An 18,761-nucleotide genomic window follows, 5' to 3' on the forward strand; every position below is an offset into this window, starting at 1 on the left:
GATTCCAATTTTCCAAAGAGCTTTATGAAAAATCGAAACGAATTTCAATCCTCAAATTCTTTTTATCTATAACTTCAAACGATCGATAAATCTTCGATGCCGCACTCATTCGATTTTCTTAATAATTTTTAAACGATACAATTAAAGCACAAGCATCTTCCTCGCATGGTCACGGCATTTCCGACGCCTTGACGGCGTTGAATTTGGACAGTCATGACAACTGCCATCATCGTGACATCGAAATTAAATTGCTTTGTAAAATTACTCAATGAATTGTGTTGTGTCTTGTTTTTTTGTCGTGATTTGAAACATTAGAACGTGTTCTGCATTTTTCAGGCTCACCTGGATCGAAGAGAGATGGAAAAACGCCGCCCCGATCCAAGCGATGTAACGGACGAAGAATGGGGCTTCGTAGCGCCCATCTGGCCTCGATGAAAGAAGACGCACAGCAGCGGCGATACGAACTGCGATAGCTGTACAACGCGCTGCGCTGGCTGGTCCGCGCGGGGGGGCAGCGGCGGTTACTGCCGAGCCATTTCCCGCCGTGGGAGGCCGTTTATCAGCAGACACAGCGATGGCTTCGCGCTGGGTGTTTTGAAGCAATGACCGACGATCCACGCTCGATCATTCGCGTCGCACAAGCGCGTCAGGACAAACCGAGGGCGGTCATTCTCGATGGGCGCACGCTTCAATCCACATGCGAGAGCGGTCCGCGCGCAGGATACGACGGCTACAAACGCAAACGTGGCGGCAAAACGCATATCGCAGTCGACACATTGGGAAATCTGTTGGCCGTATGTATCACGCAGGCCGACGAGCAAGAGCGCGCTCCGGTTCGGGGGCTGGCTCAACAAGTCCAGCAAGCCGCGGACAAAACGGTGAAACTCGCTTTCGCAGACCAAGGCTAAACCGGCAAGGATGCAGCAGCGAGAGTCGAAGGCATCGAACTGCAAGTTGTCAAACTACCCGAGGCGAAGAAAGGCTTCGTGCTTTTGCCGCGACGCTGGGTGGTCGAACGCAGCTTTGGCTGGCTCAATCGCTTTCACAGGCTGGCGCGTGACTACGAGCGTCTGCCTGATACTCTGGCCGGCTTGCACTTCGTCTTTGTCTCGCTGATGCTCGCTCGCGCTGTCCAGTATTTTTGAAAGTGCATAACACGCTCTAAATTAAAAGAAATATCTCGATGCGCACGTCGGGACAACAATCAGCTGACCTCCCCACGCGCCTGCATGAAATCAATAAACGCCCGCAGCTTGCGCGGCACATGAATGCGGCTCGAGTAATAAAGATGGAAGCCTGGAAAACTCGGCCACCAAGGTTCGAGCAGCGCCACCAGCCGGCCGGCGCGAATGTCGTCGGCCACCACCGCTTCGAGCGTGCAGCCGATGCCCGCGCCGCTGCGAATCGCCGAGAGCAGCAGATCGCCGTCATTGGTCAGGAACGGCCCGGGCGTATCCACGTTGAACGTGCGCGCGCCCTCCTGAAACTCCCAGCGAAAAATGCCGCCCTCCAGCCGCACGTTCAGGCAGCGGTGCGCAGCCAGATCGGCCGGCTCGCGCGGCATCGTCCGGCCGTCGAGGTAATGCGGCGCGACCACGGTCGCGAGGCGCTGCGTGCCGCCCAGCGGCACCGACACCACGTCCTGCGCCAGATTCTCCAGCAGGCGGATGCCGCCGTCGAAGCCGCCCGCGACGCTGTCCACCAGCGCGTTGTCGCAATGCAGCTCGACGGTGATGTCGGGATAAGCCTCCAGGAACGGCGTCAGGTGCGGCATCACGAGGATGTCGGCGGCCACGCGCGACACGTTCAGCCGCAGCAACCCGGCCGGCCGGTCACGGCGATCGTGCACGTCGTTGACGGCGCCGTGCAGCGCGTCGAGCGCCGGCTGCGCGCTGTCGAGAAAGCGCCGGCCGATTTCGGTCAGGCCCACCTTGCGCGTCGAGCGTTCGAGCAGGCGCACGCCGAGCCGCGCTTCCAGCGCGCGCAGCGTCTGAGACAGCGCCGAGGTCGATACGCCCAGTTCGTTGGCCGCGCGCGTGAAGCTGCGGTGATGCGCGACTCGCGCAAACGCCGCGATGCCGGGCAGCATCTCCGGCGAGATCATTCGATTGTGAAGCCCATCTTCATGGTTCATCCCGTTCCACCGCTTTATCCGGGCCAAGGTGGCGCCTAGCATACAGGCTCACTTCACAATCAGGAGCAGGCATGACGCGACTCGCAGGCAAGACGGCCATCGTGACGGGATCTTCGAAGGGCATCGGCGCGGGCATCGCGCTGCGGCTGGCGGCGGACGGCGCGAAGGTGGTCGTCAACTACACGCGCGACGCCGAACCGGCGCACGCGCTGGTGGAACGCATCGCGGCAGCGGGCGGAGAAGCCGTCGCCGTGCAGGCGGACGTGGCCGAGCACGGCGGCCCGCAGGCCCTGGTCGAGGCCACGCTCGCCGCGTTCGGGCAGCTCGACATCCTCGTCAACAACGCCGGCATCTACGCGATCGATTCGATCGACACCTTCAGCGCCGAATCGATCGACCGGCACTTCGGCGTGAACGTGCGCGGCCTGCTGTTGATGACGCAAGCCGCCGCGCGCGCGTTGCCCGACGGCGGCGTGATCGTGAACATCAGTTCCGGGGTGGCGAAAAGCCCGACCGGGATGGCGCACGTGTACTGCGCGACCAAGGGCGCGGTCGACACGCTGACGCGCTCGCTCGCGCTCGAACTCGCCCCGCGCGCGATCCGCGTGGTCGGCATCGCGCCCGGCTTCACCGACACCGAAGGCAACAGCCACATCCCGCGCGAACTGCTCGCGCCGCTCATCGAGAAGACGCCGCTCGGCCGCTCCGGCAAGCCGGCCGACATCGCGTCGGCGGTGTCGTTCGCCGTGTCGGACGACGCAGGCTGGGTGACGGGCTCGACGATTGATGTAGCGGGCGGGTTGGTGTTCTGACACGGTCGGATGCGTCGCCGGGGGGGCTGTGGCGGGTTCGGTGCTGGCCTCGGGTGCTGGCCTCGGGTGCTGGCCTCGGGTGCCGGCATCAGGTTCGGCCTCGGGTGCCGGCCTCGGGTGCCGGCCTCGGGTGCCAGCCTCGGGTGCCAGCCTCGGGTGCCAGCCTCGGGTGCCGGGGTCGAGTACCGGCCTCGGCCCCGGCCTCAGATGCCCGCTCCGTCCCGCCTCAACCGCGATCACCCGCCCACACCACCGGCCGGCGACCAGCCCACGGCCGCGCGCGCTCCAGTTGCCCGGCGAGCCGCAACAAGATGTCCTCACGCGCAAAACCCGCCGCGAACTGCAGGCCGATCGGCAGGCCCGATTGCGGATGCGTTTCGAGCGGCACCGACATCGCCGGCACGCCCGCGACATTGAACGGCGGCGTGAACGGCGCATGGCCGAACACGCGCGCGGTCCATTCGAGGCCCGTCATCGCATCGGCGCCCGCGCCGTACACGCCGATGGCGGGCGGCATCTGCGGCAGCGTCGGCGTGAGCAGCACGTCCACCGCCTCGAACCAGCCGCCCACCGCACGCGCCACCGTGTTGCGCCCCGCCAGCGCCGCCGCGAATTCCGACGCACGCGCCGCCTGGCCGTGACGAAAACACGCCAGCGTGGCCGGCTCCAGCGTCGTGAGATCGATCGGCCGGCCGGTGGCCGCCGCCAGAGCGTCGATCCAGCCCACCAGCGTGGCCGTCCAGATCGTCGCGTTCAGTTCGACGAACGCCTCCCACGACATGCCGAGCGACGGCCGCATCTCGATCACCGTATGGCCGAGGTCCTCGAGCAGTTGAACGGTGGCGCGCGTGGCCACCGCGATGGCGGGATCGGTAAGGCTCGCGTCCCATGGATCGATCATCACGCCGATCGTCAACGCGCCCGGCTCGCGGCCCACTTCCGACAGGAAGCTGCGCGGCGGCGCGGCCGTCACGTACGGGTCGCCGCTCGCGTGCCCCTGGATCGCGTCGAGCAGCGCGGCGCTGTCGCGCACGCTGCGGCTCACGCCCAGTTGCACGCCGAAGCCGGCGAACACCTCGTCGAGCGCGGGGCCGTTCGAGCTGCGCCCGCGCGTGGGCTTCAAGCCGAACAGGCCGGTGCTGGCGGCCGGCACGCGGATCGAGCCGGCCGCGTCCGTGGCATGCGCGAGCGGCACCGCGCCGGCCGCCACGGCGGCGGCCGATCCGCCGCTGGAGCCGCCCGCGCTCAGTGCCGTGTGCCACGGGTTGCGCGTCGCGCCCTGCTGCACCGATTCGGTCGCGGTGCTGAACGCCATCTCCGGCGTGGTGGTGCGGCCGATCGTCTGCAGCCCGGCCGCGCGAAACCGCGACATCAGCCAGGAGTCGTGTTCGGCCACCAGGCCCGCCGCGAGCCGGCTGCCCAGTTCGACGCGCTTGCCGCGCATCGAAACCGCAAGATCCTTAATCAGGAACGGCACGCCGGAGAGCGGGCCGGCGGCCGGCTGCGCGGTGCCGGCGTTGCGGGTGTCGGCGTTGCGAGCGTCTGCGTTGCGGCCGTCTGCATTGCGAGCGTCTGTGTTGCGGGCGTTTGCGTTGCGGGTGTCTGCGTTGCGGGTGTCAGCATTGCAAGCGTCTGCGTTACGGGTGTCCGCGTTGCGGGTGCCCATATCGCAGTTGCCGATACCGCCAGCGTCGCCAACACCACCCTCGGCGGGCCAGTGCTCGATCACGGCGTTGATCTCGGGGTTGACGGCGTCGATCGCCCGACGGGCCAACTCGGCCAGTTCCGACGCGGTCACGTCGCCTGCTGCGACGCGTTGCGCCAGGCCGATGGCGTCGTGGCTCGCGTATTCGTTGAGGTTCATGGATGCCGTCCCGTTGGAAGCAATGGAGAAGGCCACACGATAGGGGTTGGCGAGGCGGCCGATTAGTCGGTCAAAGCGGCAAGGATTGCGCCATGGATGGCACGATCGGCGTGCTAATCTGCCGCCATGACCGCCCACCCTCGCCCGCTTTTCCGCCGATGAGCCGCGACCTCAACGACACGCTGGTGTTCCTGCAAGTGGTTCGATCGGGCAGCTTCACCGCCGCCGCAGCCGCCTTGCAAACCCCGAAAACCACCGTCAGCCGGCGCGTGCGCGAACTGGAGGCGCACCTCGGCGCGCACCTGTTGCACCGGACCACGCGCAAGCTGCGCCTGACCGAAGCGGGCACCGCCTACTTCGAGCATTGCCGCGCGATCGCTGGGCAGCTCGACGCGGCCGAGCATGCCGTGCAGCGCATTCGCGGCACACCGGGCGGCTGGCTGCGCGTGACGCTGCCCTACTCGTTCGGCGCGACCTGGATCGCGCCGCTGATCGCCGGCTTCTGCACGCGCTACCCCGACGTGCGGCTCGACATCGTCGCTTCGCATATCCCGATCGACCTGTTCGGCGAGGACGTGGATGTCGCGCTGCGGCTCGGCGCGTTGCCCGATTCGAGCCTGGTGGCGCGGCGGCTCGGCACCTTCTCGACCGCCGTCTACGCCAGCCCCGCCTATGTCGAACGGCACGGCGCGCCGGCCACGCCGGACGAACTGCCGCAACACCCCGTGCTCGCCCTGCATCAGGCGCGCAACGACAGCGGCTACCTCTGGCCGCTGCGCAAGGCCGGCCGCAAGCCGGCGCGCTACGCCGTTGAGCCGGTGATCGTGGCCAGCGATCCGGCGCTGGTGCTCGACGCGGCGCGCGCCGGCCTGGGCCTGCTGCTGGCGATGGACGCCGGCATGGCGCCCGAGGTCGAAGCCGGGCGGCTGGTTCGCGTGCTGCCCGACTGGATCGGGCCGCCCCAGGATTTCAACGCGCTGTTCCCGCGCGAGCGCGCGCCGTCGCCGAAGCTGCAGGCATTCCTGCATTATCTGAAGACGCAGTTGCGCATCGGCGAAGCCGAGCCGGCCGATTAACGATGAGTTCCGACGGAATCGGTGAATGAAAATCACCGATTATCAATTCATGCCGAATTCGATTATTCGGCATGGGCGCAATTTTCTTTCAAAAACATTTCAACGCCGAAAACACGGTTATCCCGGTAAATCTGGCCGTATCATGACGCCCGCCATCCTGCGGCACATGACGTCATATCCCAATCAAATCAACCAGGATTCATTCCGAATGAAAAAGCTGCTCGTGTTGTCCGGCGCATGCCTGATCCTTTCGCAAAACAGTTTCGCCGAAACGTCCCCCGAATATGCGGCCTGCCGCGATCGCGCGGCCGGCAACGCGGTGCAGCTCGACCTGTGCGTCGAAAAGGAATTGGCGATTCAGGACACGCGCCTGAACAAGGTCTACGGGAAACTGGCCCACAAATACGGCAGCGATCAGGCCAAGCGCAAGGCGCTGAAGGCCGACGAACTGGCCTGGCTGAAAAACCGCGACGAGGAATGCCAGAGCGGTAACGGCGGCGTGACGCTGCCCGATTGCGAATTGCGCAAAACGGACGCGCGTGCGGATGAACTCGAGTCGCGCCTGGCGAATTGATGGTGAATGGGGCCGCCGCGAATCGCGATGAGAAACCACATGCCGATCCCGAACCCGGCGCGCCCCATTTGTGAAGCGAATCACGTCAAACCGCTTCTAAGGTAGCCGCAGCCACCCGGCCGGCTCAATCGACTTGCGCCTTGACGACCGTTTGCATCGCCGGCAGCCGGGCGCAGAACGTGGTCCCGCCTTCCAGGCTGGAGCGCACCTCCAGCGTTCCGCCATGCGCGATCGCGATCTGATGGCAAATGAACAGGCCCAAGCCCAGCCCGCCGCCGAGCTGACTGCCGGGTGACCGCCAGTACGGCTCGAACAGCCTCGGCAGCAGATGCTCCGGAATCGGATTGCCCCCGTTGGTGACCGAGATCGACAGGATGTCCTGAACGTGGCTCACGTCGACACGGATCGGCTGATCCTGCGCGCCATGCGTCAACGCGTTGCCGAGCAGGTTCGACAGAAGCTGCTGCATTCGGCGCAGATCGACCTGCACGGAGGGCGCGACGGAGATGTCGGACACGATCACGCGAGTGGGATTGGCCACGGTCAGCTCGTCGACCACCGCAAACAGATGCGTGTCGAGCAGTTCCACCGTCTCGATCGACATGGCGATGCCCGCACCGAACTGCCCCCGCGCGAAATCCATCATGTCGCCGATCAGGCCCGTCATCCGGCTCACGGTGCGTCGCAGGCGCTGGCCGGCCGCGACCACCTCGGGCTCCGACGGGCGCCGGACCAGCCACTCCGCCGTGGCGTTGACGGTGGACAGCGGGTTGCGAAGGTCGTGGCACAGCACCGCGATGAACTGCTCGCGCAAGCCCGCCGTCTCCTTCTCCTTCCTCAACATCGCGTCGGCCGACCACAGGCGCAGTTCGTTATCGAGTTGCATGCCGATCAGTTGAGCAAACACCTCGAACATGCGCACGATGCGCGGCTCCGATACCTTCGCCGGCCGCGAATCGATCGCACACAGGTTGCCGAAATAGCTGCCGTTCGGCAGCACGATAGGAATCGAAATATAGCTTTCCAGCCCGTATATCTGCCCGGTGTGATGGCCGCGATAGGTGGCGTCCTGGCTGAACTGGTCGATGACGATGGGCGCGTTGAGCGCGCGGGATTCGAAACACAGCGTGGTTTTCAGCTCGAGCTGGCCGCCCGGCTTCAGGCCGAAATCGACGTTGTCCAGCACCGCGCAGGCTGTCCAGGTGGCGTCGGTCACGCGCGCGACGGCCGCGAAGCCCATGCCCGTCTCGTCGCAGATCATTTGCAGGATGGAAGGCACCGCGCTGATGCGAGTCACGGCGCCGATATCGCGCGCAATCGATTCGTGCGAATCCGGCGACACCCCTGGTTCGTTTTTCATGCAACACCCCGCTGCGCCGTGTGCTCGGCAGCCCACCCGGGCCGCATCGTCTGGCGCGGTCGAAACCTCACGCCCACACGGGAGATTCGCGATTATAGCCTCGGGCCTGCGGCATTTCGCCGGAGGATCGCGCGCCGCAGCGACAGGCCGATCCCCCGCCCACGGGCCACAACGGCGCCTACCGCCCCGTTCGCCCGAAGCTCGCCCCCGCCGGTGCGTCGGGCCGCGTGCCCGGATACGTCTTGCGCAGCTTCGCCACCTGCGCGGCCGTCACCGGCGCCCCGCTGTTGCCCCAACTCGTGCGCACGAACGTCGCGACCTCCGCCACTTCCTGATCCGACAGCCGCCAGCCGAACGGCGGCATCGTGAACGTCGACGGCGCGGTGTGCGTGCCGTTCAGCGCCGCGCCTTCCAGCACCACGTGAATCAGCGAGGCCGGATCGGCGCCCTGCACCACCGGGTTGCCGCCGAGCGCCGGGAACACGCGCGTGTAGCCGCGGCCGTCGCTGCGATGGCAGGCCATGCAGTTGTCGACGTAGACAGCCGCGCCGGCCTTGCTCGCGTCGCCGGCGCGCAGCGCCTTGGCTGCCGCGTCGTCGTACGCATACGGCGTCTCGCCGGTCACGCGTGGCGGCAAGGTCTTCAGATAACGCGCCATCGCGTTCAGATCGGCATCGCTGAGGTACTGCATGCTGTGATCGACCACGTCGGTCATGCCGCCGAACGCTGCGGTGTGGGCGTTGCGGCCGCTCTTCAGGAACTGCACGATCTGCGGCTCGGACCACGTGCCGAGGCCGGTGCGTGGCTCGCCGCGCAGGCTGGTGGGCACCCAGCCGTCGATGGCCGCGCCGCCGGCCAGGAAATCGAGGCCGTCGGCATCGGTCAGCGCGCGCTCCTGCATGGTCAGCGCGCGCGGCGTGTGGCACGCGCCGCAATGGCCGAGGCCCTGCACGAGGTAGGCGCCACGCGCGAGCACGGCGTCGGGGTAGCGCGCGGCGTCGAACGGTTGCGGCGCAGGCGCGTACAGCTTGCGCCAGATGCCGAGCGGCCAGCGCATCGACAGCGGCCAGACGATATCCACGGCCCGGTTGACCTGCTCGACCGGCGTCACGCCGTGCATGAAGTACGCGTACATCGCGCGCACGTCCGCGTCGGACAAGCGCGCGTACGACGGATACGGCATCGCCGGGTACAGCGTGTCGCCGTTCTTGCGCACGCCCGAACGCACGGCGCGATCGAAATCGGCCAGGCTCCAGCCGCCGATGCCGCTGGCGGGGTCCGGCGTGATGTTGGTCGAATAGATCGTGCCGATCGGCGTGGCGAACTTCAGGCCGCCCGCGAACGGCTTGCCGCCCGACGCGGTGTGGCAGGCTATGCAATCGCCGGCCCGCGCCAGATATTCACCGCGCTTGAGCAGGTCGGCGGCAGTGGCGGAGGAAGCCGAGACCGAGGCTGAAATGGAAGCCGATGCCGATGCCGATGTCGATGCCGGTGCTGATGTCGAAGCCGATGCCGCAGCCGATGCCGGTGCTGATATCGAAGCCGATACCTCAGCCGTCGAAGCCGCAGCCCCGTCGGCCCACGCCTGAGCCGCCGGCCACGCCACAACCGCCACCACCCCGGCCATCGCCATCACCACTGCCGCCGCCCGCGCCAAACGCGCGCCCTTCGAAAAGATGCTCTGCTTCATACGCTCACCAACGGGCCGGGGTTCTTCAGATACTGCGTGCGGATCGCGCGCGCGGACCAGTAGGCCAGCGCGGCCACCAGCCCGGTGGGGTTGTAGCCGATCCCCTGCGGAAACGCCGACGCGCCCATTACGAACACGTTGTGCACGTCCCAGCTCTGCAAATAGCGGTTCAGCACGCTGGTCTTCGGGTCGGTGCCCATCACCGCGCCGCCGACGAGGTGGGTGGTCTGGTACTGCCGCGCATCGAAGTGCTTGCCGAACTCGCGCGTCGACACGCCGATCGCCTTCGGCCCCATCGCCTCGGCGATCTTCTTCATCTGGCCGGTCACGTACTGCGCCATCTTGATGTCGTTGTCCTTCCAGTCGAACGTCATGCGCAGCAGCGGCTGGCCGTACGAATCGCGGTAGGTCGGATCGAGATCGAGGAACACGTCGCGGTACGACATGTTCGAGCCGTGCGCGTCCATCGACACGGTATGCGCGTAGCTGTCCTTGACGGCCTTCTTCCACGCCGAGCCCCAAGCCGGCGTGCCGGCCGGCGTGGCGATGCCGCTGATCGGCTTGGTGCCGGCCTGGTTGACCCACAGCGGCGACCCGCCGACGAAACCGAGCGGCCCGTGGTCGAAGTTGTCGGCGTTGAAATCGTCGACGGCCACGCCGTTGCCGCCCGCGCCCACGAACGGGTTCGTCCAGGTGTCCTTGTCGAAGAACGCCTTGATGGTCGAAAGGTTCTGGTACGCGAAGTTGCGCCCCACCACGCCCTCGCCCGACACCGGGTCGTAGGGCTTGCCGATGCCCGACAGCAGCAGCAGATGCACGTTGTGATACTGGAACGCGGCCACGATCACGAGATCGGCCGGCTGGAACACCTCGCGGCCGGCCGGGTCGACATAGGTCACGCCGGTGGCGCGCTTCTTGTCGCCGTCGAGTTCGACACGCAACACATGGCACTTCGAACGCAGCTCGAACTTCGGCTCCTGCTTGAGCGCGGGCAGGATGTTCAGGTTCGGCGACGCCTTCGAATACATGTAGCAGGCGTAGCCGCTGCAATAGCCGCAGAAATTGCACGGCCCCATCTGCACGCCGTACGGGTTCGTGTACGGCCCCGACGTGTTGGCCGACGGCAGCCGGTACGGATGCAGTCCGATCGATTTGGCCGCGTCGGAAAAGCGCTGCGCCGAATAGGTATTCAGTTGCGCGGGCAACGGAAAGGGATTGCTGCGGCTGGCCTCGAACACGTTGCCGTCGCCCACCACCTTGCCGTCCACGCGATAGGCCTGCCCCGAAGTGCCGAACACCTTCTCGGCGAAATCGAAATACGGTTCGAGTTCCTCGTAGCTGACGCCGTAATCCTGGATCGTCATGCCTTCGGGGATGAACCGCTTGCCGTAGCGTTCCTCGTAATGGCTGCGCAGGCGCAACTCCTCGGGCGTGATCCGGAAATGCACGCCCGACCAGTGCAGCCCCGCGCCGCCCACGCCCTCGCCGGGCAGGAACGCCGCGAGCTGGCGATACGGCAGCGCGGTGTCGCCGGGCGCGTGGCGGATCGACACCGTCGTCTTCGACAGGTCGAGGAACAGCTTCTTGCGCACGCTGTAGGTCAGCTCGTCGAGCGTGTTCGGGTAAGCGCCGTCGGGGTACGTGTCGCGGTATTCGCCGCGCTCCAGCGCCACCACCGACAGCCCCGCCTCGGTCAATTCCTTCGCGAGGATCGCGCCGGTCCAGCCGAAGCCCACCACCACGGCATCGACATGCGGTTTCTTCTCGGCCATCAGCCACGCTCCCCATTGATCGACAGCGGCGCGTACGGATAGGCCTTGCCGTCCTGATTGACGAAATCCATGAAATCCGCGCGCGCGCCGGGGAAGCCGATCATCTTCCACGCGGCCATCTCGCGGTTGCCGCCGTGCACCGGGTCGCAGAAATAGCCTTCGCGCGTGTTCTGCAGCAGTTGCCCGAAGAACGTCTTGGCCGGCACGTCGCCCAGCTCCACCTTGCCGGCTTCGAGCGCGCCGAGCACGCCGTCGCGCGTGGCCGCATCGAGTTCCGCGAACGGCTTGCCGTAGGCGGTGCCGCAATAGCGGTTCACCGCCGCGATGCCGAGCCGGTAGATGTCGCGCGGCACCAGCTTGAGCTGGTAGCCCAGTTCGGGCGCGCCTTCCTGGAACGGCCCCTGCATGTACCAGGTCGCGCCGTGCGCATACGGCGTATCCATCTGACGATCGATGAATTCGGGCGCACCGGCTTCGAGCGCGCCGGGGCCTTCGGCATCGGCGGGAATCAGGCGGTCGCAGGCGGCGTTCACGAACGCCCATTCGGCGGTATCGAAGAAGCGCGGCTTGTAGGGGCCGCCGGCGGCGGCCTGGGACGACGTCTGAGCAGAAGCCGCAGCGCTTGGCTGGCCGAGATCGCAGCCGGCCAGCGAAGCGGCCGGGACGAGCGCAATCGTTGTCTGCAGGAAACGGCGTCGCGAGCCCGGCTTGTCGGGAGGGGTGGTCATGATGGGGTCCGTTCGTGATGGGAGCGACGGGTGCGGGACGACAGGCGTCGAACGCCACGGCCCCGCCATCTCGAAAAATACGCGATACCGCAGCCGGATTTTTCGTTTCGACGCAATTTGGCGCTCGCAGTATAAATGGAACCGGTTCCATTGTGCGATATCCAGTCGCAACGGCTTATTGCATGATTGGCATCAATCGCGCGACGGGGTGCCGGGCGGCGTCAGACGGGACGGGAGAAGCGCTTGCGATAGGCGCTCGGCGACACGCCGACGAAGCGTTGGAAGCGCGCGCGGAACGTCACGGGAGAATCGAAACCGGTCGCGGCAGCGATCTGCTCGATCGACGCCGGCCCCGTTTCGAGCCATTCCTGCGCGCGGCGGATGCGCTGCCGCAGCAGCCACTGGATCGGCGTGGTGCCGGTCTGGTCGCGGAACCGGCGCGCGAACGTGCGCGGCGTCATGCAGGCCTGGGCGGCCAGCGTGGCGACGTCGAGCGGCTGGTCGAGGTGGGCCACCATCCAGTCGACCACGCCCGCCAGGCTGTCGCGCGGCGCCGGCGCCTGCTGGTGAATGAACTGCGCCTGGCCGCCGTCGCGATGCAGCGGCGCCACCGCCAGCCGCGCGGCGTGCGCGGCGATGGCCTGGCCGTGATGCCGGCGCACCAGGTGCAGGCACATGTCGAGGCCGGCCGATGCGCCGGCCGAAGTCACGATCGGGCCGTCGTCGACGAACAGCACGCCGGGGTCCACCGACACGGCGGGATAGCGGCGCGCCAGTTCCTCGGCGGCGGCCCAGTGCGTGGTGGCGCGTCGCCCGTCCAGCAGGCCCGCGGCGGCCAGCACGAACGCGCCCGTGCAGATCGAGGTCACCAGCGCGCCGCGCTCGCTCGCGGCCCGCAAGGCGCGCGTGACGGCGGCCGACTGCGGGCGCCGCGCGTTCTCGATGCCGGGCACCACCACCATGTCCGCGTCGGCCAATGCGGCCAGCCCGAACGGCGCGCGAATCTCGAACGCGCCCGCGCTGACACGCGCCGCCTCGCCCGCCACCCGCACGCGATAGGCGGGCGCGCCGCCGGCGTCGAGCACGCGGCCGAATACATCGCAGGGGATGCCGAGATCGGACGGGACGACGCCTTGCAGCGCCAGGATGACGACGGTTCGCATGACGGGCGGGGGCAATCGAGGAAAGGGAAAACGAACTTTATCAGCCGATGGCAGTAAACGATCTGATTTCGTCAATCCTGCCACTCTCTCCGGTGTCCGCGCGGGCGTTATAAATGCACTCCCACCCCAACGTCCGACCGCGAGACCGACATGCCCCCTCCTTCCCCCTCGACGCGCTGCGCCGCCTGCGCATCTCCTGCATTGCCGAAGGGATCACGCTGCTCCTGCTGCTCTGCGTGGCCGTGCCGCTCAAGCACCTGGCCGGCGCGAACTGGGCCGTGCATCTGATGGGGCCGGTGCACGGCCTCACGTTCCTCGTGCACGGCTGGCTCGCGCTGCGCACGGCGTCCGAAGCGAACTGGCGCGGCACCGACACGGCCGCGCTGCTGGGGCTGGCGCTCGTGCCGTTCGGCGGCTTCGTCAATGCGGCGCGCCTGTCGCGCCGCATTGATGCGCAGCGAGCCGAGGCGGCCCGATGATGACGCTTGCGATGCTGTATCCGTGGCTCAAGGCGCTGCACGTCGCGGCGGCGCTGATGTTCGTGGGAGGGGTGAGCGCGGGCGCGCTGTGCCTGTCGGCCGCGCCGCACGCGGCGGGCGCGCAGGCGCTCGCCGCCGTGCTCGAACGCTGGGACCGCTACGTCACCACGCCCGCCATGTTGCTGGTGTGGGGCCTCGGCCTGGGGCTGGCGACGATGGGGCACTGGTTCGACAGCGGGCGCTGGCTGATCGTCAAGCTCGTGTTGGTGGTGCTGCTGTCGGGCTTGCACGGTGTGCAGTCGGGGCGCTTGAGCGCGCTGCGACGCGGTGCGGCGGCCCGGCCGTGGCGAGCCGCGCCGGCCGTGGTGGTGCTGGTGGCAGGCATTGCGATGCTGGCAGTCGTCAAGCCGTTTTGAAAAGACCGCCGCGCCGTCAGACGCTCACGACGCCAGCAGGCATTGCAATACCGGCGGTCGCCAAGCCGTTCTGAGGGAACCGCCGCGCCGTCGGACGCTCAAGACGCCAGCAGGCATTGCGATGCTGGCAGTCGCCAAGCCGTTTTGAAGAGACCGTCGCGCCGTCAGACGCTCACGACGCCAGCAGGCATTGCGATGCCGGCGGTCGTCAAGCCGTTTTGAAAAGACCGTCGCGCCGTCAGACGCTCAAGACGCCAGCAGGCATTGCGATGCTGGCAGTCGCCAAGCCGTTTTGAAGAGACCGTCGCGCCGTCAGACGCTCACGACGCCACCAGGCATTGCGACACCGGCGGTCGCCAAGCCGTCTTGAAGGGACCGTTGCGCCGCCAGACACTCACGACGCCAGCAAGAAACACGCGTCGTAAGCCGCCGACATATACCGCTTGACCGTCCGCTCGCTGATGCCCTGCCGCTCCGCGATCTCCGCGTACGTCAGCCCTTCGAGCTGCGACAACAGGAACGCGCCGCGCACCTTGGCCGGCAGCCGGTCGAGCATCGCGTCGATTTCGTGCAGCGTTTCGAGGATCAGGCAGCGCGCCTCGACCGACGGCGTCATCGCCTCGGGCATCAGCGCCAGCGCGTCGAACCAGGCGCGTTCGAGCGAGCGGCGGCGGTAGTGATTGAGCGCCAGCCGGCCGGCCACCGTCGTGAGGTAGGCGCGCGGCTCGCGCAGTTCGCGGGGGTCGAAATCGGCGCCGGCCCAGGCGGTCAGCACCCGCGCGAACGTGTCCTGGGCCAGGTCGGCGGCGTCCGACGCGTTGCCGAGCTTGCGGCGCAGCCAGCCCTGCAGCCACGCATGATGGTCGTGATACAACGCGCTCACTTCACGTTGCACGTCGGATCGAACAGCGGACATCGAAACAACCCCTTTTTGCGACAAACACTTCGATTCGATTTCGAAGTGAAGATAAGAATGATTCGCATTTTATAGAATCATCGGCGTTGCGCAATCGATCGATGCAGGGCGACATGGCCGTGATCAACCCGGCTCATGCGTTTGCTCGACTGGTCATACCAGTATGAACAAATGAAACCTCCCCGTTCGAACGCATCCGCTCGACGCGTCACGCTGCGTTTCGGGCCGTCATTTGCCACCGAAGGCCCATGCCACGCCCGCTTTCGGCGCTTTCCGGCCGCCTCGCACCCGAATGACGCACGCGCTCCGCTCGAAAACGGTGCATCGCCCTCCCCCATCGCCGTCGAAGCTGGTTAGACCAGCCTGCCGTCGCATGGCCCGGCTCTTGCTAAATGAAAGCGGGGGCCGGCCGACGGCCCGACCGACTGACGACAACACCTACAGAGAACTCGCGATGGACTTTCGATCGAACCGCACCGCCTCCCGCCGCGCCTGGCTCGCCGCGCTGCTCGCCGCTCCCGCCCTGCTGCTGCTCGGCGCGCCCGCCGCGCAGGCCGATGCGCTCGACACGATCGCCAAGAGCGGCGAGTTGCGCGTGGCGGTGCCGGAAGACTATCCGCCGTTCGGTTCGGTCGGCACCGACATGCAGCCGCAAGGCTATGACATCGACACGGCCGCCCTGCTGGCCAAGTCGCTCGGCGTGAAGCTCAAGCTGGTGCCGGTCAACAGCGCGAACCGCATTCCGTACCTGACGACCAACAAGGTCGATCTGGTGATCTCGTCGCTCGGCAAGACGCCCGACCGCGAGAAGGTGATCGATTTCTCCACCGCCTACGGCCCGTACTTCCAGGGCGTGTTCGGCCCGGCCGACATCAAGGTCGCCGGCCCCGCCGACCTGACCGGCAAGACCGTCGGCGCGACGCGCGGCGCGCTGGAGGAAATCGCCCTGACGCAGATGGCGCCGAACGCCACCATCAAGCGCTTCGAGGACAACAACGCCACCATCCAGGCGTTCCTGTCCGGCCAGGTGCAACTGATCGCGGCGGGCAACATCGTGGCCGCGGCGATCCTCGCCAAGAACCCGCCGCGCCGCCCCGAAACCAAGTTCGTGATCAAGAACTCGCCGTGCTTCGTGGGCCTGAACAAGAACGAACCGCGCCTGCTCGCCAAGGTCGATGCCGCGCTCGCCCAGGCCAAGAAGGACGGCGCGCTCGACGCGATCTCGAAGAAGTGGCTGGGCCAGCCGCTGCCGGCCGGCCTGTAACGTGTAACGGCGCGCACCGCGCGCCTGCCCGCTTCCGGCCTCGTGCCCCCGCCGCCGCGCCGCTTTCAGCCGCGGCGGCGGGTGCGCCGCCGACCGACTCCTTCCACCGATCCGCATTCGAGATGACCTACCAGCTTCAGTTCGGCGAGCTTGCCGAGTACGCGGGCATGTTCGTGAGCGGCGCCGCCACCACGCTCGCGCTGACCGCCGTGTCGACCGTGCTCGGCCTGAGCCTCGGCGTGCTCGGCGCGGCCGCGCACGACACCCGCGCGCCGGGCCTCGCCTGGCTGCGCGGCGCGACCGGCGCCTACGTCGAGGCAATCCGCAACACGCCGTTCCTGGTGCAACTGTTCTTCGTGTTCTTCGGCCTGCCCGCGCTCGGCATCCATATCGGCGAGGTCACGGCCGCCGTGCTGGCGATGACGCTGAACCTCGGCGCCTATTCGGTGGAAATCGTGCGCGCCGGCATGGCCGCCGTGCCGCGCGGCCATCACGAGGCGGCCGCCGCGCTGGCGATGTCGCGCGCCCAGGCGTTCCGCCACGTGGTGCTGCCGCAGGCGTTCGCCAAGGTGTTCCCGGCGCTGACGAGCCAGATCGTCATCACCATGCTCGGCTCGGCGGTGGTCTCGCAGATCTCGGTGACCGACCTGACCTACGCGGCCAGCTATATCCAGTCGCGCAACTTCCGGGCGTTCGAAACCTACTTCGTGATCACGCTCGGCTATCTGGCGATGGCGCTGGTGCTGCGCTTCGCGCTGAACACCGCCGGCCGCCGCCTGTTCGCGCGCCGCGCCACGGGAGGCGCGCGATGATCGAATTCACGTTTGGCCAGATCCTCGCCAACCTGCTGCTGGCCGCGCGCTGGACGGTGGTGCTGTCGCTGGTGTCGTTCGCGCTGGGCGGCGCGGTGGCGCTGGTGCTGCTCGCGATGCGCGTGTCGAACAACGCGCTGCTGCGCGGCATCGTCAAGGTCTATATCGAGGTGTTCCAGGGCACGCCGCTGCTGATGCAGTTGTTCGTGGTGTTCTTCGGCCTGCCGCTGCTCGGCCTCGACGTGCCGCCGTGGGTGGCCGCCACGCTCGGCCTGACGTTCTTCACCAGCGCGTACCTGGCCGAGATCTGGCGCGGTTGCGTGGAAGCGGTGCCGCGCGGGCAATGGGAAGCGTCGTCGAGCCTGGCGATGAGCTATCTCGAACAGTTGCGCCACGTGATCCTGCCGCAGGCGGCGCGCATCGCCATCGGGCCGACCGTCGGCTTCGGCGTGCAGGCGATCAAGGACACCGCGCTGGTGTCCATCATCGGCTTCACCGAATTGACCAAGGCCGGCCAGGTGATCTCGAACGCGACGTTCCAGCCGTTTCTCGTCTATGGCCTGGTCGCCCTCATCTACTTCGCGCTCTGCTATCCGCTGACCCGCTGGGCGCGCTCGCTGCAAAGGAAATGGCATGCCGCTCGTTGAAACCCGCGCCCTCGAAAAGAACTTCGGCCAGAACCACGTGCTGAAAGGCATCGACTTCAGCGTCGAGCCCGGCCAGGTGGTGACCATCATCGGCCGCAGCGGCTCGGGCAAAAGCACGTTCCTGCGCACGCTGAACGGGCTGGAGAGCATCGACGCCGGCTCGATCACGATCGACGGCACCACCGTGGATGCACGACGCGGCGACCTGCGCGCGCTGCGCCTGAAGGTGGGCATGGTGTTCCAGCAATACAACCTGTTCCCGCACCTGAGCGCCGGGCAGAACGTGATGCTGGCGCAGACGGTGGTCAAGCAGACCAACAAGCATCAGGCGCGGGCCATCGCCGAGCTGATGCTTGAACGCGTGGGATTGGGCGAAAAGTTCGATGCGTTTCCCGAGCAACTGTCGGGCGGCCAGCAGCAGCGCGTGGCGATCGCGCGGGCGCTGGCGATGAAGCCGGCCGTGTTGCTGTGCGACGAGATCACCTCGGCGCTCGATCCGGAACTCGTGGCGGAAGTGCTCGGCGTGGTCGAGCAACTCGCCAAGGAAGACATGACGCTGATCATGGTCACGCACGAGATGCGCTTCGCGCGCGCGGTCAGCGATCAGGTGGTGTTCATGCACCAGGGCCGCGTGTGGGAAAGCGGGCCGCCGGAGCAGATCTTCGAGGCGCCGCAGACGATCGAACTGCAACGGTTCATCCAGCAGTAAGGCGCGCCCTGCGCCTGTTGTAAGCGGCATGCGGCTGCGCCTTGCGGCGCAGCATCGCCGCGGGCTCCCCGCCGCACATGCCGCGGCGTCCGACATCGGCACACGGCTTGTGCGGCGCGTCAGCACCGATCGTTACGGCCCCTCGCGCTCGTGATCGCCGGTAACACGCTTCGCGGGAACGGCCGCGTTCCCGAGCGAGTCCATGTCAACGTAACGAACGCAGCGCGCGTGCCGCCCCGCTGTCGCACCGACAGCGCAGGCAAGGCCACGCCGACGCACCCCGCCGCGTTCGGCTCGCCGCCGTATCGATGCCGGCTCGCTGCTCCATGTTTCACGCCGCCCGTC

Annotated in this window: 17 protein-coding genes and 1 pseudogene; 10 read left to right on the forward strand and 8 right to left on the reverse strand. The window is 67.0% G+C overall.

What is annotated here, in order from left to right; translation table 11 throughout:
• Positions 1 to 357 precede the first annotated feature (357 nt).
• A pseudogene (locus tag AB4851_RS00810) lies at positions 358 to 1,145 on the forward strand (IS5 family transposase).
• Between the two features lie 59 nt (positions 1,146 to 1,204).
• Here AB4851_RS00810 and AB4851_RS00815 read toward each other — a convergent pair.
• On the reverse strand, positions 1,205 to 2,134 hold the full coding sequence (locus tag AB4851_RS00815; RefSeq protein ID WP_414448025.1) for a LysR family transcriptional regulator: 930 nt from the start codon (positions 2,132 to 2,134) through the stop codon (positions 1,205 to 1,207).
• A gap of 71 nt (positions 2,135 to 2,205) precedes the next feature.
• On the opposite strand from AB4851_RS00815, the gene AB4851_RS00820 reads away from it, so the two are divergent.
• Positions 2,206 to 2,946, forward strand: a complete 741-nt coding sequence (locus tag AB4851_RS00820; RefSeq protein WP_414448026.1) for an SDR family NAD(P)-dependent oxidoreductase — start codon at positions 2,206 to 2,208, stop codon at positions 2,944 to 2,946.
• 226 nt (positions 2,947 to 3,172) lie between these two features.
• Here AB4851_RS00820 and AB4851_RS00825 read toward each other — a convergent pair whose 3' ends face one another.
• The gene (locus AB4851_RS00825) at positions 3,173 to 4,810 is read right to left on the reverse strand and encodes an amidase (RefSeq protein WP_414448027.1); all 1,638 of its coding nucleotides are present in this window, start codon (positions 4,808 to 4,810) and stop codon (positions 3,173 to 3,175) included.
• A gap of 158 nt (positions 4,811 to 4,968) precedes the next feature.
• On the opposite strand from AB4851_RS00825, the gene AB4851_RS00830 reads away from it, so the two are divergent.
• Complete coding sequence (locus tag AB4851_RS00830; RefSeq protein WP_414448028.1) at positions 4,969 to 5,886, forward strand: LysR substrate-binding domain-containing protein; 918 nt, start codon at positions 4,969 to 4,971, stop codon at positions 5,884 to 5,886.
• A 25-nt stretch (positions 5,887 to 5,911) separates the two neighbouring features.
• Positions 5,912 to 6,460, forward strand: a complete 549-nt coding sequence (locus tag AB4851_RS00835) for a lysozyme inhibitor LprI family protein (protein WP_414448029.1) — start codon at positions 5,912 to 5,914, stop codon at positions 6,458 to 6,460.
• A gap of 124 nt (positions 6,461 to 6,584) precedes the next feature.
• Here the strand turns inward: AB4851_RS00835 and AB4851_RS00840 are convergent, their stop codons facing one another.
• From AB4851_RS00840 to AB4851_RS00860, 5 genes are all read right to left on the reverse strand, one after another.
• Positions 6,585 to 7,820 (reverse strand): sensor histidine kinase, encoded by a 1,236-nt coding sequence (locus AB4851_RS00840; protein WP_414448030.1) that lies wholly within the window; start codon positions 7,818 to 7,820, stop codon positions 6,585 to 6,587.
• 178 nt (positions 7,821 to 7,998) lie between these two features.
• Positions 7,999 to 9,453: a c-type cytochrome gene (locus tag AB4851_RS00845; RefSeq protein ID WP_414449208.1), complete on the reverse strand. Its 1,455-nt coding sequence runs from the start codon at positions 9,451 to 9,453 to the stop codon at positions 7,999 to 8,001.
• 53 nt (positions 9,454 to 9,506) lie between these two features.
• Positions 9,507 to 11,285 carry a GMC family oxidoreductase gene (locus AB4851_RS00850; RefSeq protein WP_414449209.1) on the reverse strand — a complete coding sequence of 593 codons (1,779 nt, stop codon included), beginning with the start codon at positions 11,283 to 11,285 and terminating at the stop codon, positions 9,507 to 9,509.
• The gene (locus AB4851_RS00855; RefSeq protein WP_414448031.1) at positions 11,282 to 12,010 is read right to left on the reverse strand and encodes a gluconate 2-dehydrogenase subunit 3 family protein; all 729 of its coding nucleotides are present in this window, start codon (positions 12,008 to 12,010) and stop codon (positions 11,282 to 11,284) included. Before AB4851_RS00855 ends, AB4851_RS00850 begins: the two co-directional genes overlap by 4 nt.
• 221 nt (positions 12,011 to 12,231) lie before the next feature.
• Complete coding sequence (locus tag AB4851_RS00860) at positions 12,232 to 13,173, reverse strand: GlxA family transcriptional regulator (RefSeq protein ID WP_414448032.1); 942 nt, start codon at positions 13,171 to 13,173, stop codon at positions 12,232 to 12,234.
• 113 nt (positions 13,174 to 13,286) lie between these two features.
• Here AB4851_RS00860 and AB4851_RS00865 point away from each other — a divergent pair, with 113 nt between their 5' ends.
• Entirely contained in the window at positions 13,287 to 13,652 is a 366-nt protein-coding gene (locus AB4851_RS00865) for a DUF3817 domain-containing protein (RefSeq protein ID WP_414448033.1), read from the forward strand.
• Positions 13,649 to 14,068, forward strand: a complete 420-nt coding sequence (locus AB4851_RS00870) for a CopD family protein (protein WP_414448034.1) — start codon at positions 13,649 to 13,651, stop codon at positions 14,066 to 14,068. The genes AB4851_RS00865 and AB4851_RS00870 overlap by 4 nt, the downstream gene beginning before the upstream one ends.
• A 394-nt stretch (positions 14,069 to 14,462) precedes the next feature.
• Here AB4851_RS00870 and AB4851_RS00875 read toward each other — a convergent pair whose 3' ends face one another.
• Positions 14,463 to 14,984, reverse strand: coding sequence for a sigma-70 family RNA polymerase sigma factor (locus AB4851_RS00875; protein WP_414441431.1), 522 nt, complete (start codon positions 14,982 to 14,984; stop codon positions 14,463 to 14,465).
• A 454-nt stretch (positions 14,985 to 15,438) separates the two neighbouring features.
• Here AB4851_RS00875 and AB4851_RS00880 point away from each other — a divergent pair, with 454 nt between their 5' ends.
• From AB4851_RS00880 to AB4851_RS00895, 4 genes are all read left to right on the forward strand, one after another.
• Entirely contained in the window at positions 15,439 to 16,248 is an 810-nt protein-coding gene (locus tag AB4851_RS00880; RefSeq protein WP_414448035.1) for a transporter substrate-binding domain-containing protein, read from the forward strand.
• A gap of 122 nt (positions 16,249 to 16,370) precedes the next feature.
• Positions 16,371 to 17,060 (forward strand): amino acid ABC transporter permease, encoded by a 690-nt coding sequence (locus AB4851_RS00885; protein WP_414448036.1) that lies wholly within the window; start codon positions 16,371 to 16,373, stop codon positions 17,058 to 17,060.
• Positions 17,057 to 17,707, forward strand: a complete 651-nt coding sequence (locus tag AB4851_RS00890) for an amino acid ABC transporter permease (protein ID WP_414441428.1) — start codon at positions 17,057 to 17,059, stop codon at positions 17,705 to 17,707. Before AB4851_RS00885 ends, AB4851_RS00890 begins: the two co-directional genes overlap by 4 nt.
• Positions 17,694 to 18,416, forward strand: coding sequence for an amino acid ABC transporter ATP-binding protein (locus AB4851_RS00895; protein ID WP_414441427.1), 723 nt, complete (start codon positions 17,694 to 17,696; stop codon positions 18,414 to 18,416). The genes AB4851_RS00890 and AB4851_RS00895 overlap by 14 nt, the downstream gene beginning before the upstream one ends.
• Positions 18,417 to 18,761: the final 345 nt, after the last annotated feature.

The organism is Burkholderia sp. 22PA0099 (assembly GCF_047497165.1).
Classification (GTDB): domain Bacteria; phylum Pseudomonadota; class Gammaproteobacteria; order Burkholderiales; family Burkholderiaceae; genus Burkholderia.